Consider the following 25581-nt stretch of genomic DNA (forward strand, 5'->3'; position numbering starts at 1 on the left):
AGGTGGGTCAGTTTGCACCGAAATACCCGGGTCAATTTCCTGCGTAACAGGTGGGTCAGTTTACTCCGAAATACTCACCTTCGCTGGTAGTAGCGTTGGATAAGCTGCTCTTTCAGAACCAGACAGGCTTGTTTTACTAACCTTGCCAGCCACTAACAATGGTTTTAAAAAAGGTTTGGCACAGACTTCAACAACTGATCGGTTCGTCTGGGCGGTTAATAAAACGGATTGATTATTCATCAATAAACGTCCGATAAGGCCAGCAACCTGATGGGTTTTTCCTGTCCCTGGAGGTCCCTGTAATACAATGAGCCGATAGGCATGGACAGCGTCTTCCAGTACTTGAGGAATATCCTCAGCTTCTGTTATTAATATCGGAAGTCGATCCGGCTCTAGAACCGGGGAATTGAGTAATAGCTTTTCCCATGGTCGACGAGGTTTATCGGTAGGTAAAGATTCCGTAAGGCGTCGAAGGTTAATCAGATACTCTAGAGGTGGTTCGGCCGGACCCAGACAAATCATTTCATTTCGCTGCCTGCGATCAATAAAGGACAGCGAAACGTCCCGGCAAATGGCTCTGATTAAATCCGGGTCATCAGCAGGCATAAAATTGATGACTTTTAATTCTGACAGATCGGTCTCACTATTCAGTGAACTGAGCAGATCCCGATATCGAATTTGCTTCCACCGTTCTAATGATTTGTTTTCAGCACTTACCACAAAAGCCGTAAATAGCTGATCGAGTCGGGGAGTTGGCTTATCGCGCCGGAAGTCGATAAAGATGTTGCCTCGAAGTGAATCATAGCCCTGATAAAGTCCCCTAAAGAGTTCTTCACTGGCCACAAGACTGACGGGCAAAGCCTCATAAGTCTGTTTGATATTTAATTCTATCTCGCGTAGTTCGTGTTCATAGAACTGAATCTGGGTTTCTCTGCTAGTCATTGTTATAGATCATATTTATCGCCCAAAGATGATTCTATTGATGGATTATAACGTCTGTTCTCAATATCCTGACTGATGGCCCTGTACATTTCCGGACTGGTGATAAACAACAGATGCCCCGTCTCGTCATCCATTTGTCTGGCCATCGTATCCGTCTTTTCCGGGTCAATCGTATTGACAGTTCTGAATAACAGATAATCGTTATATTTACCCCTTAACAGTGCCTCTTTAGAAGTAATATACCTGGGTTTCCCATCGCCGTAAATGACGACTAACAGAAGGTCAGGCTCATCTAATCGCAACCACAAGCTCGGATTTAAATAGAGAAGCCCTTTTTTGGCACTTCTGAAATAGACCTCAATCGGTTCAAAAGAATCAGGCCGCCTTACATTTTTGAAATAGCCTATTTCTGCCTGTTCAGCATCGCTAAAGTCAAACCCATCATCTTCCAGAGACTGTTTACCCCGCTGTACTGCCTCGCCATAAATCTTGATTTGTTGTTCGTCACTCAGCTCACGACCCGACTGTATAGATTCATCTACTGCATTATGATTTCGAGTCTCAGCAAACGAGAGTTTGGGTTCGCTGTTGGTGTTGGTGTCATCGCTTTGATGTAGTTCCATGGCTAACTCAAATAATCTGAGCTTAAGATCACGTGGGAAGCTATCAGGAAGGTAAAGCGGAAAACTTTTAGCTGTTTTTGGGGTCAGATATGTGATTTTTGTACTTTCGTCAAAGTAGCTTTCGCCTTCTTCCACGTCCAATACAAGTTGATCGTTGTACCAGACCTGCCACGGTATCCGATTAGCTTGGATAACATATATAGGGTATTCATTTTTTGACTCCCACGTTTGATAGAATGGCTCTGTGGGGTGACTTGCCCCTTTCAGGATATCCATAGCCAGTTTTCTGACAGGAGTTAGGCTACTCAGTTTGCCAATTAGTTCATCCAGTGCTATTGGAAATGAATTCTCAACAATCCATATTTTCTGTGAAGTCAGTAGTTTATGTATCTCAACCTCAAAAGGCTTCCAGTTTTCTGCCCATGTATGAACAATCTGGCCCGCAAACTCATTAAGCCGATATATTTTATTTCCTTCATCGATTGAAATAATAATTGGAACAATTGGGCTTTGACCAGATGGCCAGACTATTTTAGCGAGCATTTTCCCAATACTATCAATACACACCGTAACAGCCGAATCATCCTGTTTTACGCATAGCCATTTGAGCGTATTGATAAGAAGCGTGTTGTTAACATTCCGCATCTTTACTTCGGCTCCTGAGTTATCCCGCTGTAAAAGCGCCATACGAAGTTTCACAACATCCGAATCTGAACCGTGGGCACCATCGTTCAAATCAGTCAGGAACTGCTTTTTTTCTTCTGTATTAGCCCATTTAGCAAAAAAATCGGGTAACAGTTCGTCAGGTGCCAGACAGTAATCAGTATTAAGTACGCACTTATTCAATCCATACGTAAAGTAGCTGTTTCTGAACTGTTTCTCGTAAAGGAGGTTTAAGTAATCCCCTATATCCTCCCAAGCTTTTGCCTCTTCTCCTTTTTCAATCCAATAATTATAGAAATCCTTAGTTTTAAATACCAGATTGGATTCGCCTTTCGACTGTCTATAAATTTGTAGAAAGACTAATTGGGCCGGGTATAGATACTCAGGCGCTGACCTGAAAATTTCCGACTCAGCATTGTCCGCTTTAAGCTCTTTTGATGAAAATATCTTCTCGCGTAGAAATTTTGCTGAAATACGCTTACAGTCACTAAACGCGCTTATTGCTTGCTGAATACGCTCAATGCGGACAGCGTTGTTTGGTAATAATTCAGCTGTTGAGAATGTATATGGCTCTTTTCCGGCTATGTTTCTGACAACAACCACAGGAAGAAAGTCGTTGGTCTCGCTCAGCGGCAGCCCATCTAAGGTTGTTTTGCTTAGCAGGGCATTAAACAAGTGTATGTTGTCCCGGTCAGGTAAATCGTGAGCAATCTTCAGTACCTGCACTTCAGCCGACTGATCTGTATATACCGCTGTTGACAGTAGTGGTAAGACAGGCAGGTGTTTGAGAAAAACTTCATATAACTTAGTATCGGCCCGTTTTAGTATCAGGGAAGCCAGCGAAAGTACAGCAGATTTTTCGGCTAGAAGTGCTAATAGGGCGTCGTCCGTTAAGGCACCCAAAGCAGCACAGGCTTCGGTATCAGCCAGGGTATCAGGAACTGCGATTAACGATTCTTGCGGCCCGTTTTCCGAAATAAAAGCCTGTAACGTTTTATCTGCTACATAAAGCCGCTGCTCTTTTCCCAGGGCATTTAGCTGATAACCACCCTCGACGGATACAAACTGAAATTTGGAGAAGAACAAACTTTCACCGGCCTCAACGAGAAAGCGTATAAGCAGCCGGGCGTCTGTCTCGGTCAGCAACATACTCGAAGGCACCAGTTTGTTAGTGAGCGTATCAGTTTGGGGCAGCAGCGAAAAGTGGTTGATAAGCCGCCTGCTTTCGGCATGTGGCATGAGCCAACCGGTCAATGACTCGATGACAGCCTGAGCCGGTACGGTATCCAAGGCCTGGTGATTCCAAAGTTCCCGGGCTGATTTAAACCGTCGGGTATCATCAACGTATAGCCAGGGTAAGGCGTTCCAGCTTACAGAAGGCGTTACGCTGTCTTTATTGCGCCAGAGCTGTAAATGATGTACCCAGTCGGATAGGTGCGTACTGCTTAGGGATTGTGTACACTCAGCCAGCAAAGCCGGGTCACAGAGAAGTTGTGAAAACAAATTGGTGGCTTTTACCAGATACCCCTTTGCAGCCTGGGGAAGAATATCAAATTCGGCTTCGGTAATCCGAAAAGGCAATAACCAGTCAGGTAACCCATCAATGTTACGGCTCAATAACTTGTCTAAGGGTCGACAAACGTCCGACTCGTCGGTGAACAGGCAAAGTGTCTGCGCATATTTTGTTTCGCCCACTCCGTTTAGCCCTTTAAAAAAGGTAAACAGGCTGGCTTTCTGCGTCGGTTCAAGAGCTTGCTGCCCGCACTTTGTACTTACTTTATCGTATAGCAGCGAATCAGTATCGAGGTAGGTATTTTTTGCTTGTAATGCCGATTTGAGGGCCGGAATTGTATCAATGCTGACGTCTGAAAGCAGGAAGCCCAAGGCTGTCAACTCAGGACGTAACAACTCAGTCCGGTCGTCAAGCAGAAGGTAATGCTCCTGAGTAACAATGGCAGACCAGGATAACATTTCATTGCCAAAGCGAAGGAAAGGTAAGGTATGTAATAATGGCTGTAAATGATTTGTATGCTCTTCGCAAAGTGTATTTAGCCACAGTAAAAATGCCAAGTACTTCAGTTCACTCCCTCCCCTAATCACTTCCGTAAATTGGGTAATCGTGTCTTCAGAGCATAGTAGTTCCGTAAGCTCCTTGACTTCAAACCGTTCAATACCTAAAAAATCGCGACGAAGTATTGTTGGTTTGATTTTAGATAATGGCAACTTTTTTTCTGTTCCGGTCAACTTGTAGAATATATCCGATCCAACTATTCCACTTAATCCTGTTTCATCGAGAATTACGTTTTTACATAATTCATTCGAGCCTGCTTCGGAACGAATGAAGGGAATTTCGGCTATAGCTTTCCTGAATCCTCGGTTGAAAGCTGCGTTTATTTCTCCTTCTGATTTATGCGTTTCGTCTTTTAACTCACTAATTAACACGTTTAGATAGGAGGTCTGTAAGTTTATTTGCTGAGATAGCTGGCTCAACCAATCAACGAGCAAATAACCAATATGAAAAAACAGATACTGATTCCAGACGTTTTCGTGAAGAATAAATTCTCGGTCTGTTTTGGTAATAAAATCTGCATTTACCAAGAAAGGGAAGCCGAAGCGCTTGTCTGAAGTAGGCAAGTAGTTGAAAAGAATAGCTTCTTCTTCAGGAACACGTTTGATGGTATTGCTTTGAATTTGAGCAGCAAATGTAAGCGTAGTATGGTCGAGAACAGAGAGCTTTTCAGGAATATTCTTGATCTGCTGTCCATCCTGAGTAATGAATTCGTATTTACCCTCTTGTAAAGCTCGTTTCTGAAAGTGTAGGCCGGCTTCTGCAAAACTCTCATTTGAAATCTTAATCTCAGCTTCCCATTTTTTAAAGGTCGAGTTGGGATTACCGTTGAGCAGAATGTTGAATTGCCCATAGTTATGCTCTAATGTTAGTGTACTAACCTGTTTACCATGCTTGTAGCTTACTGAAATTATATTTCTCAAGAACAGTAGAAAACGTGGCTCGCTGAGCAAATTGCTTATTTTCTGGTGATACTGTTTCTCTACTAACGTAATCTGCCCAATTTCAAGGGCAATTACTACGTTTTGATTCGACCGAAAGTCCGAGTTCTTTAACTCCTCCGGGTAATCACTTGGATCTACCCAGATAGGTTTAATCTGCCAAGGTATACGCTCAATTTGTGTATATTCAGTCTCCCGGCCAGTGTATTCTCTTCTGATTTCCCGTTGTTTAGCCGGAGATGATTCTTCGAGGTAATTGCCGTAAAGTTGCCAGAAATCGCTATAGATTGGGTTTAGCTTATCAAATTTAAACGAATAGCTATGCGACCGGATAAAGACCCGTGTTGAATCAGTAAAGACGGATTTAAAGCCTATTCCTTTATAACCCGTCTTGGTTTTATCGCGGGTTTTATTGCTTTGAGCAGCATCAGCAATAGCCTGAACGTCGTTTCGGTCAAAGAATTTACCATCGTGCATGAACAGAAAGTAATCGTCTAACAACTCCATGCGGACATTTACTTTTTTGCCTGCTGTTGGCATATCATCAGCATTCTGAAGCAGTTCAAACACAAATCGCTCCGTTTGTGTGTATAACTCCAGTTCATTAAGACGCAGTTGCGAAGCAATTGTGGCTGCATCACCTGGATTCTCGCCTTTTCGGCTGAACCACTTTCGAATAAACTCGCGGGGGCTATCGTATTCTACCTCAAATACTTCGTCTATTTCAACTAAATAAGGATTCGGCGTATTGTTCGTTGTGGCAGGCCTTACTCTAACCCCGTAATTCTGTCCACTTTTCAGATTTTGGTTATGTGAAATGTGAAGCAGTAAATGTCGACTATATTCTAATCCATCAGTTTTGGGGTAGACTACTTTACGGTCGTTTGCCAGGAAGTTTTTAAAGTAGCCAAACTTTGGATTCTTTTCAGATTGCTGGTATTCGGCTACCAAAAGCATATCGTTACTTTTCCAGTATCGTTTTAGGGTTTCCTCTACTGTGGTCGAAATCATTTGCTTTAAATTAAAATTGGTGTCTGTAATAATATACCCAAATCGCTCCGCAAACACCTGTTGCACAGCAAGAGCGTCGGCAATTCTTTGCAAGAGACCTAGCTAGGAACGGAAGTAACCAAGCTCTTCATCTATGACTAATTTTCGGTCCAGAAAGCGATTATACTCTTCACAAGACGTTTCGGGAAGCATAGCGCACGAATAGCAGGCTGCCAGATTCGTCCCCCCTATCCCCTGTCCCAGACCATCATTGCCGGTATGGTAACAGATAGGATCGGATGCACAATCCTGGGCTCGTAGTAAAGCCGATTTAATCACGTTCGTCAAGGCTCCGGATTTTGCTAGTGAGGTCAGGCCCCCGTAGCTCCCCTCTGCGCCAGCTATAGTATAGATTAGTAAGCCCTGCATGGCAGGCCCCACATAGAGTCTTTCCTGTAATGAACTGACCGGATAACCGCATAAAAACTCCAGTTCCTTAATAAGCAGGTGGCTGACTGTATGAATTAAAATGAGTTTAGCGTCAATGTTGCGGGGAACATGACCCATCCGGTTTTGTTCGTAGTTGTCATTTATAATGTTGGCGCGAGCCACCACATCCGGATCAGCTGCCCATGTAGTGAGCCTGGCCTCGTCAAAGTCGAAGAATAACCCTTCGCCATAGCTTTCAATAGCCGGAAAATACCGGATTGTTTCCTTGCGCCATTTTGAGGTGTACCGCTTCCTAATAACAATGCCATCGGTGCGTTCCATGTCATCTTCATTCAAAAAGAATGACCGGTCGAGTGGTTCCTGACGTGTATAGGATGTTTGAACCGCAGTTAGTTTCAATCGGTCAATGCGATAAATTGTCTTCAGGCCAGGCAGTAACTTTGTTGACTCCTGAATGGGGGTCAACGAAAGACGGTTTTGCTCGTCTTGGAAGCGCTGTGTTTTTTGGGTAATAAATGTGTATTCGCCCTGTCGATACGCTTCTTCATCGTCAGTTATACTGTGTTCATTTATTGGCTCAAATGCATTGCTGATAAGTTGACCCACCTGCGCCGAAGTTCGTTTCAGTTGTAGCGCATCTTCCAGTTCGTCTGCAATATCTTCGGGAGTTTTTCCTTTTGCATAACGTTTTTTGATGTACTCTATCGCTTCAGAAGGCCACAGGTTTTCAAGCAGGGCTGGCAGATAGAGGCTCTGAACAATATTCGGATAGTACACACTGTTACTACTACGAATAACAACTTTCATGAGGTCGTTTCCGTGGGGATAAGTGTAGGGAACCAAGTGTTTCTGGGCTACCCGTAGGTTAAACAGACCCGTAAGTGATTGGCGGGCAATGGGATATTTTGCTTCGGTATCATCTACGTGATACGCAAAAATGGCAATTCCACTTAAGTCGCTCCGTTCATCAGAAACAACATACCGGTAGTACACATCTTTTGGAATCTCCTTGTTAAAATCAAGCCATACTTTTCCCTGCTGGTTGTCAGCCTCTCCGGCAGGCAGGTCGTCGGCAGGTATCTCCTGACCCTCTGGTGTTGAATCTACACGGGCAAATACCCACCGATCCCATGGCACATCAGCGATGTGTCCGCTGGGCGAAATCATAATAAAACGCACCTGTTCTAGGTCGGTATATTTCCGTTTTTTGGCCCCGCTTTTATAGGCCTGATACTGCTGGTAACACTTCGGCGGATGAAAATTCGCTTTAGCCGACTCATCCTTATCGGTCACACTCACCCAATGCCGGTGCCAGTTTGCTACCTTATCGAACCGACGGGTTACCGGCGAAAACATCCATTCCGGAAAACAGCGGACTTTTACGGTTTGGTCTTTTAATTTAGGCCTATGGCCTTCATTCAGTGCATTGATAGGCATCTTTACTAACCTCTCCAACGCAGGGAACCAGTTGCGTAGCCGCTGTACTAATCGTTCGTCCTCGATGGTTATTTCGGCAGCGGGTTTCTTCCTGAATGCCTCCCAGTCACTGAATGGTTCAACAAGAACTGACCCACCCCTCGTTTCTACAATAGAACCAGGGCCACCATAGGCCGTCAGGAGCTTGCGGGTGGGTATTTCTTCATATTTGGCGTTTACCAATGAGGTTGGTTGCGAATTATTCCTGGGGAATTTCTTGTGGGACATCGTTTTCATTAAAATTAGTGGGTAATGTATTGAAGGAGATGCATAATAAGCTGGTCGTATCAACTTCCCGCATAGACTGCATGAGCGACCACTCATCCATGCTTTCTGTGGGCGTAATTAAGCCATCTTTATAGGTAAGTCTGTTCTGTTGTTGCTTGTGGTCGCGTATCTTCTCCAGCCAGTCTTTAGCCAGTCTACGCAGATACAGGTCGGCAAACTCCCGGGCAGCAGTGTCCTCCGGGACGCGCTGTCGTACCAGGTCTATCAGCTCATCAATGTTTCCGTCAAAATCGTGCGCGTCGCCCTTTCGGGGTAGTTTTCGCAAGTGCCGGACATAGCATACCAGTAAGCTATTCAATACTTTCTCGAATGTGGTCTCGGTGAAGGGCGTTATGGTTAGTGGTTCAACATACTGGTAGTAGGCTTGGTGAAACGTTGCGTAGTTCTCGAAATAGGATTTTTCGCGGGCCACGTTCGCGTCCAGTAAATTAATAACGAGTCCGTTTTGTTGACGGGCTACACGGCTAGAGGCCTGAATATACTCGGCACTATTCTTGGGCTGCCCGTTCATCAGCATTATGTTAAGTCGCCCAATGTCGATACCCACTGAAAACATGTTGGAAGCCAAAACAAGATCAGTAGTGTTGTTACTGACTTGTAGTTGCCCGTCGCTCTGTTCCGTTAATTCGAGGGGATTTTCCAATTGACTCAGTGTTTGCTTTATCTGCTTGCTATCAACCCGGCTGGTTAGTTCGCTGGTACGATACACTAAGCCCCGGTAATTAAAGCTGAGCGAAGCAGGCAAATTGTGGTAGTTGTGTAACCGACGTAGTTCGGCGAGCACCTCGTCGCCCACTTTATTGTATATACGCCCCACACCCCGCAATGTATTGTAATACGAAACGATGGTCCAGTATGGGTTGAGCTGGTTGGCATCCGGATGCTGGTTATAAAGTTGAGCGCGGGTGAAGAGCAGATTAGGAAGCAGTGCTTTTACCTGTGTATCCAGCTGCGTTTTTCCTGTAGCCATAAACCCTACGTGCCGTCGGCGTTGCGTCGGGATGGATACTGAAAAATAACTGTCTTCGTGCGTAAGACCCGGAGCGGGGAAAATATTGACGGCCCGGTTGCCATACAAGTTACTGATTTGGTTAGCTGTGTTTCGAGTTGTGGCCGTAGATGCTATTATTTTGGGTGTTCGCCCGTTTCTGGTGCAAAGCAGTTCAACCATCAGCTCAAACAATCCCACTACCGAACCCAGTGGCCCATTGAGCAGGTGTAATTCGTCCTGAATAATCAGATCAGGGGGCAGATTTTGCCGATTAATAGAGTCAAAAAACTGGTGCCCTTCTTCGACATGCGCCAACTGCGCAAATTTGTCGACTGTAGCGAATAATAGCGTTGGCGGTTGACGATATAACGATTCATCAATCACGTCGAGCGGTATTGCCTGTTTATGAAACGAGCAGTGTTTATTGCGACACTCAATAGTAAACTGTTTATTCCGAATACTAAAGCCATGACGATACTCACCCGTTTCGTTTCGTGTGATGAGTTTACAGCCGCACCAAGGGCAGGCTACCAGTTGGAATGGATTCTTTTCGTATGCCGGATCAGATTTGTCGGACTTGTTTTTGTTTAAAAGACGAACCTGAAAGTCGAGGGTATTATAATCATCGCTGTTGATTCCTAGCTTTTCCTGCGCACTACCTACGCCCGTGAGCTTATTTGGCGTAGTAGCGGCTCCCACCCACATCCCAATACTGATCGGACTCGTTCCAAGTGACACACCAAGCGTATCGGCCTGTCGACGCATAAACTCCAGCGCGACAATCAGGCGGCTGGCGCGTTCAAATTGCTGCGCCGTCAATAGCCGTAAAGTGTAACGCATGATGACCGATACCCCTTCACCTTGTTCTGGAAACTGAAGCCGTCGCCATAGAATGGTAAAAGCCGTTAGCGCCAGATAGGCTTCCGTTTTACCCCCGCCCGTCGGAAACCAGAGTAAGTCCACTATTTCCGTGCGATCGGGTGATTGAGGGTTCAACGTGCTCTCCAGATTGAGCAGTAAAAAAGCTAACTGAAAGGGCCGATACGCTATGGGGCGGCTGGTACAGTATGTGTTGTCGGTGGTTTCATTGTAGTGTTCAAAAAACGTCAGGCTGTCATACAAATCCGTAAAGTATTCGTGTAGCCGGTTGGTATCTGTTGCTTCTTTTTCGAGTCGGCCAAACCGGTTATCCTGCGATATAATCATCTGGATGTACATGGCCGTGTTGGTCAGCCGAAAGCACTCGAATGCGTTTTTTTTAGTGCGTAGTACCTGTACATTCATACGCAACCGGTCGAGATTGTATTGCTGACGGGTGATGAGAGCAGCCGATTGAGAGGCCCATTCAGGCGGTTCGGTAGCTGCCATTACCTGCTGCGCTTCGATCCAGTCGGCGTAGCCTTGTACAAATTCACTGAGCCTGTCGCAGGTCTCGGCTTGTGACCATGCCGACCACACGGACAAATTGCGCAGGCGGGCCACCTCGAACAGATGCTCTTGGCCTTGCCTGAAGTCGTTACTAACTCCCGGTATGTCTGTAACTGGCAGAAAGGTAGTTTCAATCCAGGTAGGCAAGTTAGTTGGCTCCCACCGAACGGCGCAACCATGGCCAATACCAAAGGCGTGTACACGACGGTATTGGTAGGCTATCGTTTGCCCTTCTGGGTCATAGGGATTTTGCCGTACCAGGTCTTTATAGGGGCATAAGGCTGGAGCCGTTATACGAAGTCTTACCTGGAAAAGCGCTTTCTGGTTAAGTATTTCGTTTGATAATACGAATTTAGTGCGAGGGTGGGGTGTCGCTGCGTTGGCTATTAAAACTTTCACATACTGCCTGTCCTGCTGTCGTACCACTTTATAGTGGCAGGTTAGTAGGTTGACACCAGTTTCCGAAGAAATCAAAAGGGGAAACGAGTTCTCTGATGCGTGCAGATCGATGGTAGTGGTTTCGCTTAACGGGACGCGCTGATACATTTTGGAGGACAGCAGAAGCTCGAACCGTTTAAGGGCCTCGGGTAGTTTGTCGTCAGCATGTTGCCGGAACGTTTTGAGTTTGTTTCGAGCCTCTTTAGGCGAAACTTTCGTTGATAGTCCCCCCAGCGACAACACTCCTTCTATTTCCGACAGGGGTTCGTACACCATAGCTGTTTTGAGGTCAACTGGAAATTGCGGGTGATTCTGTATTGCGTCAAAATGGTGTCTGGCAAACCGGATACGGCGATCTTTCCAGTTCTCAGATAAGTCGCGGTAACGGGCCAACTCTACGTGCAGCATCAGGTATCGAACGCTAGTCTCTACGCAGCAGGTAAGGCCCAGATTGGCAGGGTAAAAGTGGTTATTTTCGCTCACATCCCGAGCGGTATCGCTCCGCAAATCGGCCTGAGGCAGGTCAGAACCGGCGTCGGTCAGGATAGCGTCGGCTTCTCGACCGCCATCTGTTATGTCCGACTCATCGCTTTCATCGGCCGTCGAAGTCGCCCCGGTCAGTTGTGTTTGCAATACTTCATCCTGGGCTTGCTCCTCTGTAGTAAGCGGCTTACTTCGGGTAGGAAACAGAATCCCTGAATAATAGAGTTGTAGCGGGGAAGTACTGACCAGTTCGGTTTGGTCATCCAGTCCGTATACGTCGGCACCGGGCCCTATGAGAGCCGTTTGAAGTCGATCAATAAACGCGTCTCGGTAATTGTGTATCATAAAGCCTTAATACGTTGAATGTACCGGTCGGTACGGGTAGTTAGCAATGTGTTCAGGTTGCTTTGGGGCATGTTTCTAAGCAGAGGCCCTGCCTGACTGGTAATCAGGTACTGGGTTAACTCATTATGCAGCTTCGTGACCATCTCGCGGAAACTAGTTGATTGATCACGGGCAGCTATAATCCGTTGCATTTCCTGTTGTTTAGCGGGCTTATCGGCGGGAAGAGCCTGATTAAGGTGTGTCTCGAGAATGAGTTGTAAATGACTAATAGCCCGCGGGAAAATATAATCATCGGCATTATCAAGCCATTGTTCGAAACGTTGGTATCGTACAAATTCAATGGAAGAGCCTGAAGCCTGCACCAGGTCTAATAGTTTCCGGTAGCGGGCAAGGCGGGCTTGAGTGGGCGTTAGTTTATGGGTGCTTGCCATAACCTCAATTGACTTTCTAAGCCAATTTCGCCATGCTTTGCTGGCCCATTTTACTTCGTCTAGGGCTTCCCTTGCTGCAGGTATGGTCCGCAGGGTATCAAAGCAAGTATCAAACCGTATGGAAAACCTAACGATCAAGTCTCCCGGTTGTGTATTGGCAACTTTGATCAGGTTTACTGTAGTGCCCTCTACTCTACCCAACACCTGACTACCTTTGTACTCGTACTCTGTATGATCGTCAAAACTAATCAAATAACGCCGTGACATATCTGCCGGGTAGGTTGATCTACCGGATGAGACAGGTTCGGCTACCCGTAGCACGCTCCCTTTGTTTTTAATTTTTTTTCTGCTGCTTCGGATATCTTTCCAGACCCCAAAGTAGTTTGTAAATGACTCGTTGATCTGTAGTAACAGGTCGGTTGTCTCAACATGCTGCTGAGCGGTGTTGTCGTCGAGCAAGGCTAATTCATTCACCAAGTGATCGATTACTTCGGCTTCGCTGGCGGGCAGAGGTTTGAGCAGGCCCGTTGAGAAGGAATCGGCCGATGTCTGTTGGTTGGTGGGCTTGTAGTTAAAATCTACCCAATACTTCCGGTCGGGGTGGGTCAGGCAGCGGTTCTCGTCGCGCTGATAAAGCCATTCGCAAAGGTTTGCCAGCCCATCTTCCAGCCCTTCGTAGGCCAGGACATAGCCAGGGCCACGCTCCAGGGCTCGCTGATAAAGGCAGTAATCACGCAGTAGTTTGCCTCCCGGCTGATAGTTGAGCGAAAGTGCCGGAAAGATAAACTGTCCGGATGCCTCACCCGTTGGTTTATTTAAGAGGCTTTTCAGCTCTCGGTATGAAATGGCCCGCAGGGAGGTAAGGGTTGCTAAATGCTGATTGAGGGCATCTGCCTGTTTAGGCCGGGCCACAACCCAAGTTTGGCCGTTGTACTGGCCAGCTAGTTCTTTAATTTTTGTCAGTTTAGCTTGGTTTGTAGTTATATGATCGGCCACCGCCCGTAATCCTTTCATCAAGGTTATGCAGAAAGTCAGGTACTGATCTGACTGATTGGCCTCGACAAACCACGAACGCCAAACAGAATCGGGCTCATCGAGCAACGCTTGCTGGTAATTGAGTAGGGCCTCAGTGTCGGTGAGGGCATCGCGCAAATGCTGACTAATGAGCCGGTTAATAGCACTAAAGGCCTCGGCTTCGGGAAGACCCAAGGCCATTAACTGGTGGGCACACGGCAAAAACAAGTCTCTGAGCGGTAGCAGACTCTCTGAGGAGAGTAAAACGCGGTTCATGCGAAACGTCCGACCCATTCGGAGCCAGCTACGTTCGGTCTGGCTCCAGGACCAGCACCGAAAGCCATATTCGGGTTGAATGGGCTGACTACCTAAAATAACAACCCGTTTGATATACCCATCGTCAATGTCATTTATTAGGTCATTCAGGCTTTCTCGATACCCTATATTGCCTAACACTACCACTTCATCAATGGTGTTGTCGGTTCTACGGAGCGCAGGCCGAGCATCGGCGTAGCGATTGACAACCTCAACCAGCGGGTTGACAACCGGAACCGTGTAGTGCCTACTGAACTCATACCTAATGGGAAGCTGAAGTTCCGAAGGTAACTGCTGAATGGTTGTATATGGTGCCACTACCAGCAACCGGCGTGAAAACTGCGTCAGGGCGCGATGGTGGCGCAGGTTGTCGTTAAATAGGTTAAAATAATCGATCAGGTTGCCCAGCGCGTTCCGCTTGTAAGCATGTTCGGTTACGTTAGCCAGTGGTATATACCGGGCTGCCTGCTCAAAGCTTGGGTTAAACCTTTTCAATTGTGTATGTTTGTCACCCTTGACACGAACGGTTTCTTCTTTAACAGGCCGGGTAATAATACCCGTGGCATGATGGCTGACCACTACCCTTGCCTCGGCTTTGCCAGGATGGTAAAGCACCGTTCCGGTTTTATATAGTTCGGTTAAGGGGGTTTCTGTCTGGTTCTGGGCAAACTTATAAAAGCAGAGTGTTGTGAGAAACGTGCCGAAAAACTCGTCGGTCTGCTGCCAGTCGTCACAACGCAGGTGTAGTCGCTGGGCGTCGGTCATCTGTAATGCCTGTAATAGCAGGCTTGTATCAACCTGCTGGAGTACGGATGAGCAATGGCGCTGATAAAAGTCTGCATCGGGCCGAATGATGCTATTTGTCTGATACGCAGCTACTGCTAGGTTGGTTAGTCGCTGTAAATAGTCGGGTAAGGATAGCATGATGGTATAGGGTATGGATACGCTTGATTACGCTTCGTTTTCCTGCCGAATCAGGTGAGGGGCAAGCCCGATGCGATAGACCCCACCCGATTCACCCGTTATCAAATACGGCGCTGCCAGTGTTTCACCAAGGGCTTTAAGCAACTCCCGGCGAATACGCGACAGGTTTTCGTTCAGCGTATTCTGCCGAACATCTACCAGCCGCTCGATACTACTGCTTATGGCTGTACGGCTTCCTGAACGGCTCAGGCGTTCGTATATACTGAGTAATTCAGTCCGATAATCGCATAGGTCGGCTAGCCGGACGCCCTCAGGATGACGGAGAAAAAAGATATACACCGTACGGCTGAGCGGAGTCAGGGACACAGCTAGATAGCCCTGTTCTGGAAATACAATCTGATAATGCCGATTGATGAGCATCGGCCCGGGCTGAGCCGACCGTCGAAACCCTTGCCGGAAAAGCAGCTGAGTTCTGATCTGATCAAAACCGTTTAATGCACCCGCAACCACTAGGTCGGGCACTTCTGCCTGCTTGAGTTTTTCCAAACACGTTCCGCAGATGTCGGCGGTGCGCAGCTTAAAGGCAATCTGAGTTTTGTCTACGCACAAATCATTCATGCATCCAATAGCGCGCTCATGCAAAAAGACTTGTTTAGTGTCTAATCTAAGTCCCATGCTTAGTTGAAGAGTATTGGCCAGCACCTCGTAGGCAATCGCATACTTAGGTTCACCTACTATGTATCGTTCCCAGTCTGCTGTGTGAATAAATACGTTTTTCGCCCCGTCGAACCCACTGAACCAGTTGAGAGCATTGGGCCTTCGTGTGAGTAAAATGACCACATCGGTTGGGCTAACATCCTGGTGACGACGGTAAAACTGACACACCTCAAACAACTCCTGCCATGACAAAGGCATTTGTCGATTGGTATCGTACATGATTTTTTCGACGGGGGAATGATACGCAAACTGCACATCTTCAGGATTGCGCCGATTGCCGCCCCATTGGGGGTTGATGCTTTCGGGGTCTATCTCTGTTTCGGGAATAATAAAGGTCCAGCCGGGCAAACTCATTGCTTGAAGCAACGTACAGACTTCGAAGTAGTCCGTAGGCCAGTAGTCGGGGGCGCGGAGCAGATGGGCAGTCAAGGTAGTAGTGTGTTAGTAGTAAGGAGTACAAACGGCTAATATAAATAATCCTGTAATTAATTATGCGTTCTTGGTATCATGGCTGTTCAAAATACCCCGCTTCGGCCTCACAGCTCGATAGACCTTGCCTTTTTTTCTCGTAGTACGCCGTGCGCCCTTTACGGTCGCGTTCGAATAGGGTTTGCAGGCCCGCTTCGGAGTAATCGAAACGTACTGTTGTCTGGATCGACAGCGAGGCTGCCACCTGCTCGACGGCATGGTTGGCACCCATGTACGTAAAACTCCAGCCTTGGCCCTGGAGCCGCTGAATAAGGGCACGTACGGTAGGTGCCGTAAATTCACGTGACGCATTCTCCTGGCCATCGGTCAGAATAGTAACTAGCACGCTTGGCTTACTCTCGGACTCCAGTTGCAAATCGAGCCGCAACAGACTGCGGCCCAGCGCATCCAACAAAGGTGTACTGGCATCAGGACGGTACTGCCTAGTACTGAGCGCCTGAAGTCGATCTACGGGTTGCTTATCGAGCAGGGTTTTAATGCCCAGTCCGTTGAACGTTACGAGGGTAATAAACTGGGGCTGGTCGGGAAACTGCTGCTGACTACCCGTAATGGTTTGGACAATCTCGTTGAAGCCGCTGAGGGTAGCGGCTTTGAGTGGACTCATGGAGCCGCTTTCGTCCAGAAGGATGAGGTTAAATACGGGGCTTGGGTGAACCGTTTGCATAGCTTGTTTGGTTAGTGGCTTCCGGCGTTGGAAACCTGATACAAACGTAGCACACGGTTCGCACGGCACGAAATCCCTGCAAGCTTGCAGTAAGTTAACATATTGATATTCAGCAACAATTTCGTCAATACTCAGACTATTTAGACCTTCAAAAAATAATCCTTATACCCGCCTATAATCCGAGTCCTAGCGTGTAAACAGCCGTTAAAACTCCGAACGAGTGATGTTGTTGCGGTATGGCACCCGCCCAGTGATACGTAGTTTTAGCCCGTCCTGCCACAAGAAGAATTCTACTCCCACGCCTGTAATGCCCAGGCTGCCCGTAATCACAATGCACTCACAGGCTCGGTGTCGGCTTTATTTTGCTGGAGATCGGCTAACTGCACCACGTAAATGAGCAGCAGCTCATCCAGCGTAACCGCCGAGAATACATCGATCTTGACAAATGCCTGCCGACGCTGACGCTCCAAGGCGTTGCGCAGAGGCATGGTCCTCGTTCATCAACAGACTTTTGTGGATAGATACTCTAAAGAGATCTTTACTAAATTTTATGACTGCAAAACCGCTTTGGTGACAGCCGACCTGCTTAATCATCGAGTAGTGCCCTCTTTTCAGAAAAAATCCTTTTGCTGCTAGCTGAGGTAGATAAAGGAAGTGTAATCAGGAATACTTTATTTAATATCCCAGGGTATCCACCGGCATGGGCACATAGGGTAAAGTCGAGCAAGCGCCCCTAGGTAGTTTTACAACTACAGGTTTTGCTTGTCCTCTCCCCGAACCAGACGTGCACCCGCGGCGTCCGCTTTCGTTATGCATCCGGCTCTCCAAGAACCACCATGAAGTCAGGCGGTTTCATCCATCCTTGTCAATAGTGCATTACCATTTGCCAACCCATTTGATAGTGCTCCACCCAAATATGTATCGAATAGTCTATTCGGCCCTAATGAATGGCCCTCGTTAAAATGTTAAGACTATATCCTTTACAATTTTTACCGAACTGACAAATCGTCCTATTTCTCTAAGGGATTCCTTACGCCAATTACAGCATCACATAGGGGGGGTACAAAAAACACGGTTTCAGGAGCGCGCCCTGGATCGTCTGTCCCGTCACTTTGTCTGAAAGACTCCGGGAAAATAAGTGGTAGCCAAACGCCCGTCGAGCGGGTAAGTGGAGGGCTGATGCCATGTCACACCCGATATGGCTACCTTCATGTAAACGTACAACTTTCACGAATAAACGGCTGTAAAAGTAGCGCAATACAAGCACTACGGTATTACAAATTCGGGAGACGTGGACCACCCTGATAACGCGATATTGCTACTACTACTCCGGTACCGACAAAAAACAGACTAAATATCAGACAATAAACCATTTAGCTTAAAATCGGGATACAATTCGCCCCCTCTCTATAGAACGTAACAACTCAGGTTTGTAAATCGCGCATATTGCTTAGCCGGACAGGCATTATTCATGAACTGATTATATGATCTGCTATTACCGGTTTCACTGCGCCGGAAAGCGGGATGTCGCAATGTTACCCGTAGATAAACAGTAAGATTGCGACATCGGCGGCGCTGATATGATGTTCGGGGCGCCATTCGGTCGGGCAACGATCCCTTCCCATCGGTCCAGGCATTGCCTGTAAGCTTCCCGGTAAGCAAGGCTTTGCATAATACGTTTAAATTCATTCAGTCGGTCGGTCATTCGGTCCCTCAACTTCTCCGGGGTCTCTCCCCTGCGCCATTCACGGGCATTGATTCGTTTGAAGTGCTTTTTCTCCCGCTGTCGGGCCTTTCTAACGGCATGATATGAATGACTAAACCCACCGTCAACCTTCCAGTATGCATAATCCCGCCCGCGCAGAATCAGATCCCGCTCTCCGGCCGGCAGTCCATCGATGTCCATGTCAGTACAGTACCACAGAATCTGGCCGAAGGCCTTCAGTAGTTTTGAGGCCATTGGCCCCGCAAAAGCGGGGTTGGCCAAATCGGCTAATGTCAGAGGTCCGTCCTTCTTAATCGATTGCATTTTATTGATTTTCATTTCAAACCGCAGGTCTTCTCTCGACTTCGGGTAGAGCTTCAGCGTATGTTGGCCACTTGTCACCTCAGCATATTTCATCCCGATCCGGTCTACCCTGAAATCCGTCAGATTAGGACGTTTATTCTGGTATGACAGTATATTCTGTACTACATATAGCGGGGATTCCGCCGGAATCGTGACTGAAAGTTCAAGGTTATTCAGCATGGTCCTGAATGGATCGATCCGAAGATCAGTCACTAATTCATTAATGACATCAAGCAACTCAAACGGGCCTTTGAAATCGTCGTTATGTATGCCCTGATTAGCAAACCGGATCAGACTTCCTCTGATTTTAAAATAGTAAGAGCCAGGAGCCCCTCTTTCCGGAAAGCCTGCAATGTATAAGCCTTTATATTTTAACGGGTGCAACGGCAAATCATAGCAGATCTCACCATTGCCTGAAATCTGATATTTGAGATCGAGCCGATCGATCAGGCAACAGTCAGCCACTATGGCCTTCAGCGTTTTGAAGCCATCGTATATCATAAATACGTGTTGGTATAAAGGCCGTAAAGTCAATTACGGCCTTGTATGATCAAAAGAAAGGAACTAGAGAAGGTGATGCCTAATCAACAGGCGTATGGCACGAAATGTACGTATTCACCGCATTAGTCACCTTTAACAGGAGCTTGACCATGTCACCCGAATCGTCTGCCAGCTCAGTAAATGCCTCCTCAAGATCGTGTCTTTCAATTGGTCCTGGAAGGCTGCGAATATCTTCTATCTGAATGTCAAAATTCATCTGATATGTATATACGCACTTTTGAAGAATCCGTAAATCGCTGCTTTCAAGCTCCAGCATAACTTTTGGTCGCTGTTTCTGCATATGTCCTCCTTTCTACCGACGACGGTATTTTGGTGACTGATTTACCAGCGCCAGCACTTCTTCACGGCGAAAGCGGGTACGGGTGCCGATTTTGATGGGCGTAAGCAAGGCCGGCCGGTCGTCGGTCTGTTTACTCCAGTCATGAATCGACACCAGCGAAATACGCAGAAGTTTGGCCGTTTCCTGACGGGTTAATAATTCCGGTAGTTCCGGATGCTGGTTTTGTGGCTGAAAACCCGCCAGTTCGGCGCGCACGGCAGCGCGGCTGTGTGTTTCAATCAGGTCCGCTAACTCTTCACGGGAAATGACCACGAGGGATTGGGATGATACGAAAGTTTGATGCATAAACCTTTTCTGATTTGGTTTATGCAAATTTTGCTGGAGTTAACGCTATGGAGTAGTACTTGGAGTACTCCATAGTTTATGTCAATTATACATTTCTTATCTTATTAAGTTCTCTCAATAGATCATTTATCGCCTTTAAGTTTTCTGGATTTCGATATGGGTTATTTTCTAGCGCATGCCTATCAGGGTCACAGTGACGGATATAATCTTCAGCGTTTTTGACATTCCCTCCGCATAATGCACTAATCAGTTTGCCTTTTGATTTTATAGTAAGTTTTTCTACCTCTGGTAATTTGAAAAATCCCAACTTATCAAGTAGTAGTATCTTTTGAGGTAAATTCTCAAGGGGGGCCTTTAATTTAGGTTCTGGCTGTTGAGAAGATGGATTTAAGTATTCTTCTAAAACCGATTGCCACTTGTTAATTTTATCTTTTAATAACTGGCAAAATGTAATGAATTGAATAACCGCATTGATCCTTTGAATATTATTATGCCGCCGAACTATTCTTCTATCAGATGCTGCCCAGTCTGCTGATTCTACTTCCAATTGATCAATTTGGCTTTCCTCATTCCGAATAAATTCTTGTAGTATATTTTGATCTACGTACTCGACAATAGGAGTGAGATAGTGGCGTATTTCGCGAAGTAGTTGGTATTGATGTTTAAGCTTAGTGCTAATCATATCTGCATGACGTTCTAATTCCCCGCGAGCCTTAAACACTAAATCTGTTTCATGATAGAGGCTTTTAGCAGATGAAAGCAAATCAAGTTCATTAATGGAGTTTTCAAATTCAGTGATAACTGTGGCTATTTCTAAATTTCCTCTATAAAATGAAGTGTATTTACTGGAAAACTCTTTACATAACTGAATATGGAAGCTTTGACTTAGTGGCTGAATATCCTCTTTGGCAAAGACTGGTGAGAGTATATGTTTTACAAAATCTTCGGCGACTTTTAGACAGTCCGTTAGTCGTGTCTGAATTAAATCTAGTATTGGAGTATCTGACGTCAGCATGTATTTAACCTGGCTTGAAATCTCTCTAAAAAGTAGCTGCTCAATAGAGTTATTTAACCCTACACCATTAGCTGTCAATGAATTATTGATTTCTTTGTCAACTCTATTTAACTGCTCACAATTAAGATCGAACTGAAGAGTATACTGAACCATAGTTAAGTACGACTAAATCCAGCACGAATTAATATAATTTTTTTTGTCAGATAAAAAAGTCTAGTATTGAATTCAAAATGTATTATCTGAATAGGTCCATATACACTATAATTTGTTACTGTAATAAAATATTTGTAGACAAAAATCTTCGAAATAGATAAAAGATTCTTATTTATTTAAAAACTCACATTGCATTGTGTAAAACACTTAGTAAATCTACAAGGACAACAATTGAGATAAACCACTAATAGTCAATGGCGTATTAAGTTAAAATTTAGTGGTAGCTAAGTAAAACATCTACTGCTGAACTTGAAAAATCACCCTGTTTCTTGTAGATGTTCTGCGAATTCACGGATGTAGCGTTCTCGTAGTACGGTATATTGATTAATTGCCAATACACTTGGTTCATCAAACTGACGATGAAACGCCAGCGAATCTTTGTTCTGCTCAAATAGTTCGACACAACGAGCAATCTCGATCGTTTCGGCCCGTTGACTAGTTCATATATCAGCTCTTATATAACAACAATTAGGCTACTAACTTGCCTGCGTTTGGTTGCCCTGGCATCTGTACAACTAGCCCGTACTGATTGAGCAATAAGGCTAACTGACCAATGTACTTGTCCCGGCGTTCGGTAAACTGCTCAATCGTAAAGGTATCTCGTTCCGGATAAGACTCATGGCGTTTAATACCCGCATTCCAATGCTCAATCATCTCCAGCAGGTATTCAATCAATTCGGCCCGTTCTTGCGGTGTTTTGGGTAGTTCATCTAAAATATCTTCTATCTGCATGGCTTAATAGGTTTTGAGTTCAATTAATCCTTTGTTTCGACGTGGCCGGGTGTTTGTATGACTCCAGTCAAACAGCCATTGTATTCGATCAGACTCGTAATGGCTTCTGTAGCGATGGCCTTCGGGGTACACCCGAATAAAATGAGCATCTACCCGTCCGACACCCCTGGCAAATTCGTCTTTCAATTCCCTAAATCTTTTTTCATCTTGTAAGAACAATGATGCGTCAACGAATGTGAGTACATCAATATCGTTCGGATTTTGCTTCTGTGTAACAAAACTCCCATCAATCCATTGTAAAAACCCACTTGGTACTAACTCGCTCAATCGCTGAATGTATTCCTGATATCGTTCAAAGATCGGTTGTCGGGTAGCTGATTGGGGGAATGCTCGTACAAAAACTTCTTCGAGTGTTGTTAGGTCGGCCGGAATAGGCCCGTAAGGTTTTAAATATCCGTTGGCGTCAAACTCCATACAATTAATCAGGCCACTTTGGTAAATACCGATTTACGCTCTGTAGATTGGCTTTGACCCGTAAAGAATGGATGGTCAAGAAGTTTTCTGGCCGTTTCTTCCTGCGTCACTTTGATGTAGCGCATAAAGGAAGTTTCCGTTTTATGTCCTGTCAGCTTCATTATACTGATTGTAGGGACCTCCATCAAATAAGCATTTGTCGCAAATGAACGCCGGGCTGTGTGCGTCTTTACCAATTCCCATTTCTCATGAGTGGTTATGGTCTTGAGCCCACCCTTTGTTTTTGTCGACTGTACCTTTTCAGTAAGCTTCGCCAGCTTTGCTATTTCTTTCAGGTAAACGTTAAACTTCTGATTGCTTATCGCTTTTGGCAGTGTATTCTCATATTTCGCCAGGATAGCCAGTACGTTAGGTTGAATCGGAATTGACACCCGCGCTCCGGTCTTCTGTGTCATTACTGTCAGTAAACGCCCTTTGTCTGTAATGTTCTCTGGTTTCAACTGAGAAAAGTCAGACCAACGCAGGCCGGTATAACACCCGACCAGAAATATATCTCGGACTCTGTCGAGACGCGGCTTATTGTTCAGATCAAGGGTGTAGACCATATTCAGTTCATCCATTGACAAATAGATGCTGTCTGTCTCTTCCTGAAACTTTTTGAAATCCTCATGTTCAAAAACCATATTCTCATGCAGCCCTTCACGGTACGCCTGCTTGAGCAGTATTTTCAGGTTCTTGAATAATGCCCCTACAGTATTCAGGGCATACCCCTGCCTGGTCAGGTGGTTTTTGTATTTATTGTAAAACGTCAGTGTAATGGTGTCATAATTGATCGGTTTTCGGATAACCGGTTCATATGCTTTCAGGTGGTTTAACAATTTGGTGTAGTCTTTAACTGTCGCAATTGAATAGCGTTTATTCAGAGCCGTCAGTCTTTTACCCTCTTTAGCCTCTTCTACAAAGCGCTCGATAAACGGCAGAAACTTTTCCTTCTCTTTGGGCTTCACCACCGTTGCCTTTCCCATGGCCTTGTCAAGTTGCTGCCGCAGTTCATCAACGGATGGCTCTGTTCCTGCCAGTACAAACCGGTTCCAGACAACTTTGAGCATCCGAATGTGATCACCGATGCAGTTGTTGATTTCCTCAAAAGGCAATCGATCCCGTTTCATCTTATGATTGGCAACCGCCCGCTGTGCGGTTTTATCCCATTGTATAGGTAAGATGTTCTTACCTATGGCGTAAACAAGGCGCTGATTGTTGAAACGGAAGAACAGGCGAATTGAGGTGGGTTGTGTGGCATCAGGATCTTTAAGCAAAAACTTCACATCCTTATCGGCTATCGCTCGCATAATATCGAAGGTTATTGGTCTCTCTAACCAAAGATACGAAAAAAAAGGTGACAGGGTGACGGATCGGGTGACGGATTTTCTGAATTTCCTTTAACTATTCCAGGTTAAGCCTAGCAAAGAAAAAGAGTTAACTGATTGATTTTCCGAACAATTAAATCAAAATCAGTTAACTCCAATTTGCACCCTTGTGGTCCCGACGGGAATCGAACCCATATCTAACGTTTAGGAAACGTCTATTCTATCCGTTGAACTACGGGACCAATCTATTTACTGCTACTACTCCCCGACGGGAATCGAAGGCGAACGCGCCGACCCGGCCATAGCTAACATTTAAGAAACGGAATGATCCGTTGCCGGAACTTCCCGAAAGTTTAAAACTTTCGGGAAGTTGAGATTACTATCCAACCGTACGGGCGACCCCGTGTGGTCGCCCAGCTCCATATAGTCACCCATATCAGGAAAGGCTATCCCAACAAAAACAAACCTATAGAGTCGTATCGACCCTATAGGTTTCTGATTACAAAATTGGCTAAAATCCGGCAACTACCCAAGCGGGGCCGCATCTTCTTCAAACTCATCCCCGAGCGGAATAAAGGTCCAGTTCGGATAAATGGTATAATGCTTCTCCTTTACCAGTTTGTAAAGCGTGTCCCGCAACTCCTCGAGGTTCTCACGGTTCTGCGCCGAAATAAACACGACATGGTCCGACTGACGCGTCAGGTACGTGCGCTTCAGGTAGTCGAGGGCGGTCTTCTTCTGCTCGGCCGCCGATGGTGTCACCACCTCCGTAACCGGTCCGCCTTCTTCATCGTGAATTTCGTACACCGGCTCCGGCAACCACTCCTCTTTCGGTACAAAGGCGTCAATTTTATTGAAGACCAGCACCGTTGGCTTGTCAGCGGCTTTGATGTCGGCCAGCGTTGACTTTACCACTTCAATGTGCTCCTCAAACGACGGATGCGACACGTCAACGACATGGAGCAGAATGTCGGCCTCCCGAACCTCATCCAGCGTCGATTTAAAGGACTCAATCAGCGTCGTCGGCAGCTTCCGGATAAACCCAACCGTATCGGTCAGCAAAAACGGAATGTTGCCCAGCACCACTTTCCGGACCGTCGAATCCACCGTGGCAAACAGTTTGTTCTCGGCAAACACATCGGCCTTGGCCATTGTCCGCATCAGCGTCGATTTCCCGACGTTCGTGTAACCCACCAGCGCTACCCGCACCAGCCGGTCACGCTCTTTGCGGCGCGTCTGACTCTGCTTGTCAATTTTGACCAGCTTTTCCTTCAGGAACGCAATCCGGTCCTGCACAATCCGGCGGTCCGTTTCAAGCTCTTTCTCACCCGGACCACGCATCCCGACGCCCCCTTTCTGGCGGCTCAAGTGCGTCCACATCCGGGTTAAGCGCGGGTACATGTACTGGTATTGCGCCAGCTCCACCTGTACGCGGGACTGAGCGGTCTGCGCCCGCATCGAGAAAATGTTCAGAATCAGCAGACTCCGGTCCAGCACCTTAATTTCCTTAAACTCTGCTTCCAGGTTACGTACCTGAGCCGGGGTAAGGTCATCGTCAAAAATGATGGTATCAACCGGATTATCAGCAATATAGAGCTGAATCTCCTCCAGTTTACCCTTACCGACAAACGTACGGGTATCCGCACGGTCCAGCTTCTGGGTAAATGTTTTTTTGGTAATCACCCCCGACGTCTCCGCCAGAAACGCCAGCTCGTCGAGATACTCTTTCGTCTGATCGGCGGTCTGTTTCTGGGTGACTAAGGCCACTAATACGGCCGTTTCGGGTTGTTTATGTGTTTCGATCATGTAGTAGTTTTACTTACGGTTGCCACATCGAAAACATCGC

At 46.3% G+C, this 25581-nt stretch carries 16 protein-coding genes and 1 tRNA gene; all 17 read right to left on the reverse strand.

What is annotated here, in order from left to right; genetic code table 11:
- Nucleotides 1–60: 60 nt before the first annotated feature.
- Nucleotides 61–942, reverse strand: coding sequence for an AAA domain-containing protein (locus AC23NW_RS23210; RefSeq protein WP_487452422.1), 882 nt, complete (start codon nt 940–942; stop codon nt 61–63).
- A gap of 2 nt (nt 943–944) precedes the next feature.
- Nucleotides 945–6341: a sacsin N-terminal ATP-binding-like domain-containing protein gene (locus AC23NW_RS23215; RefSeq protein WP_487452423.1), complete on the reverse strand. Its 5397-nt coding sequence runs from the start codon at nt 6339–6341 to the stop codon at nt 945–947.
- A 9-nt stretch (nt 6342–6350) separates the two neighbouring features.
- The gene (locus AC23NW_RS23220; RefSeq protein WP_487452424.1) at nt 6351–8390 is read right to left on the reverse strand and encodes a Zn-binding domain-containing protein; all 2040 of its coding nucleotides are present in this window, start codon (nt 8388–8390) and stop codon (nt 6351–6353) included.
- Nucleotides 8353–12126 (reverse strand): helicase-related protein, encoded by a 3774-nt coding sequence (locus AC23NW_RS23225; RefSeq protein ID WP_487452426.1) that lies wholly within the window; start codon nt 12124–12126, stop codon nt 8353–8355. Before AC23NW_RS23225 ends, AC23NW_RS23220 begins: the two co-directional genes overlap by 38 nt.
- Nucleotides 12123–14810, reverse strand: a complete 2688-nt coding sequence (locus AC23NW_RS23230) for a hypothetical protein (protein ID WP_487452428.1) — start codon at nt 14808–14810, stop codon at nt 12123–12125. Before AC23NW_RS23230 ends, AC23NW_RS23225 begins: the two co-directional genes overlap by 4 nt.
- 27 nt (nt 14811–14837) lie before the next feature.
- Complete coding sequence (locus tag AC23NW_RS23235) at nt 14838–15956, reverse strand: hypothetical protein (RefSeq protein WP_487452430.1); 1119 nt, start codon at nt 15954–15956, stop codon at nt 14838–14840.
- Nucleotides 15957–16032: 76 nt separating this feature from the next.
- Nucleotides 16033–16680 carry a VWA domain-containing protein gene (locus AC23NW_RS23240; RefSeq protein WP_487452431.1) on the reverse strand — a complete coding sequence of 216 codons (648 nt, stop codon included), beginning with the start codon at nt 16678–16680 and terminating at the stop codon, nt 16033–16035.
- A gap of 326 nt (nt 16681–17006) precedes the next feature.
- Entirely contained in the window at nt 17007–17150 is a 144-nt protein-coding gene (locus AC23NW_RS23245; protein ID WP_487452432.1) for a hypothetical protein, read from the reverse strand.
- Nucleotides 17151–18184: 1034 nt separating this feature from the next.
- Complete coding sequence (locus AC23NW_RS23250; RefSeq protein ID WP_487452433.1) at nt 18185–19249, reverse strand: hypothetical protein; 1065 nt, start codon at nt 19247–19249, stop codon at nt 18185–18187.
- Nucleotides 19250–19328: 79 nt separating this feature from the next.
- On the reverse strand, nt 19329–19565 hold the full coding sequence (locus AC23NW_RS23255) for a hypothetical protein (RefSeq protein ID WP_487452434.1): 237 nt from the start codon (nt 19563–19565) through the stop codon (nt 19329–19331).
- A gap of 36 nt (nt 19566–19601) precedes the next feature.
- The gene (locus AC23NW_RS23260; RefSeq protein WP_487452436.1) at nt 19602–19934 is read right to left on the reverse strand and encodes a helix-turn-helix transcriptional regulator; all 333 of its coding nucleotides are present in this window, start codon (nt 19932–19934) and stop codon (nt 19602–19604) included.
- Between the two features lie 85 nt (nt 19935–20019).
- The gene (locus AC23NW_RS23265) at nt 20020–21102 is read right to left on the reverse strand and encodes a hypothetical protein (RefSeq protein ID WP_487452438.1); all 1083 of its coding nucleotides are present in this window, start codon (nt 21100–21102) and stop codon (nt 20020–20022) included.
- Nucleotides 21103–21630: 528 nt separating this feature from the next.
- Nucleotides 21631–21894, reverse strand: a complete 264-nt coding sequence (locus AC23NW_RS23270) for a hypothetical protein (protein ID WP_487452439.1) — start codon at nt 21892–21894, stop codon at nt 21631–21633.
- Between the two features lie 3 nt (nt 21895–21897).
- Nucleotides 21898–22368 (reverse strand): DUF6932 family protein, encoded by a 471-nt coding sequence (locus tag AC23NW_RS23275; protein WP_487452441.1) that lies wholly within the window; start codon nt 22366–22368, stop codon nt 21898–21900.
- A gap of 8 nt (nt 22369–22376) precedes the next feature.
- Nucleotides 22377–23717, reverse strand: a complete 1341-nt coding sequence (locus AC23NW_RS23280; RefSeq protein WP_487452443.1) for a tyrosine-type recombinase/integrase — start codon at nt 23715–23717, stop codon at nt 22377–22379.
- Between the two features lie 188 nt (nt 23718–23905).
- Nucleotides 23906–23977, reverse strand: a tRNA-Arg gene (locus AC23NW_RS23285).
- 283 nt (nt 23978–24260) lie between these two features.
- On the reverse strand, nt 24261–25541 hold the full coding sequence (gene hflX / locus AC23NW_RS23290; protein ID WP_293840541.1) for a GTPase HflX: 1281 nt from the start codon (nt 25539–25541) through the stop codon (nt 24261–24263).
- Between the last annotated feature and the right edge of the window lie 40 nt (nt 25542–25581).

The organism is Arsenicibacter sp. R0_47, from assembly GCF_057652235.1.

Coding starts and splice junctions, on each gene's coding strand:
- AC23NW_RS23260 (WP_487452436.1), bottom strand. CDS start 19,934: ATGCATCAAACTTTCGTATCATCCCAATCCCTCGTGGTCATTTCCCGT.
- AC23NW_RS23225 (WP_487452426.1), bottom strand. CDS start 12,126: ATGATACACAATTACCGAGACGCGTTTATTGATCGACTTCAAACGGCT.
- AC23NW_RS23255 (WP_487452434.1), bottom strand. CDS start 19,565: ATGCTGGAGCTTGAAAGCAGCGATTTACGGATTCTTCAAAAGTGCGTA.
- AC23NW_RS23210 (WP_487452422.1), bottom strand. CDS start 942: ATGACTAGCAGAGAAACCCAGATTCAGTTCTATGAACACGAACTACGC.
- AC23NW_RS23280 (WP_487452443.1), bottom strand. CDS start 23,717: ATGCGAGCGATAGCCGATAAGGATGTGAAGTTTTTGCTTAAAGATCCT.
- AC23NW_RS23240 (WP_487452431.1), bottom strand. CDS start 16,680: ATGCAAACGGTTCACCCAAGCCCCGTATTTAACCTCATCCTTCTGGAC.
- AC23NW_RS23230 (WP_487452428.1), bottom strand. CDS start 14,810: ATGCTATCCTTACCCGACTATTTACAGCGACTAACCAACCTAGCAGTA.
- AC23NW_RS23270 (WP_487452439.1), bottom strand. CDS start 21,894: ATGCAGATAGAAGATATTTTAGATGAACTACCCAAAACACCGCAAGAA.
- AC23NW_RS23265 (WP_487452438.1), bottom strand. CDS start 21,102: ATGGTTCAGTATACTCTTCAGTTCGATCTTAATTGTGAGCAGTTAAAT.
- AC23NW_RS23220 (WP_487452424.1), bottom strand. CDS start 8,390: ATGAAAACGATGTCCCACAAGAAATTCCCCAGGAATAATTCGCAACCA.
- hflX (WP_293840541.1), bottom strand. CDS start 25,541: ATGATCGAAACACATAAACAACCCGAAACGGCCGTATTAGTGGCCTTA.
- AC23NW_RS23250 (WP_487452433.1), bottom strand. CDS start 19,249: ATGATATACGATGGCTTCAAAACGCTGAAGGCCATAGTGGCTGACTGT.
- AC23NW_RS23275 (WP_487452441.1), bottom strand. CDS start 22,368: ATGGAGTTTGACGCCAACGGATATTTAAAACCTTACGGGCCTATTCCG.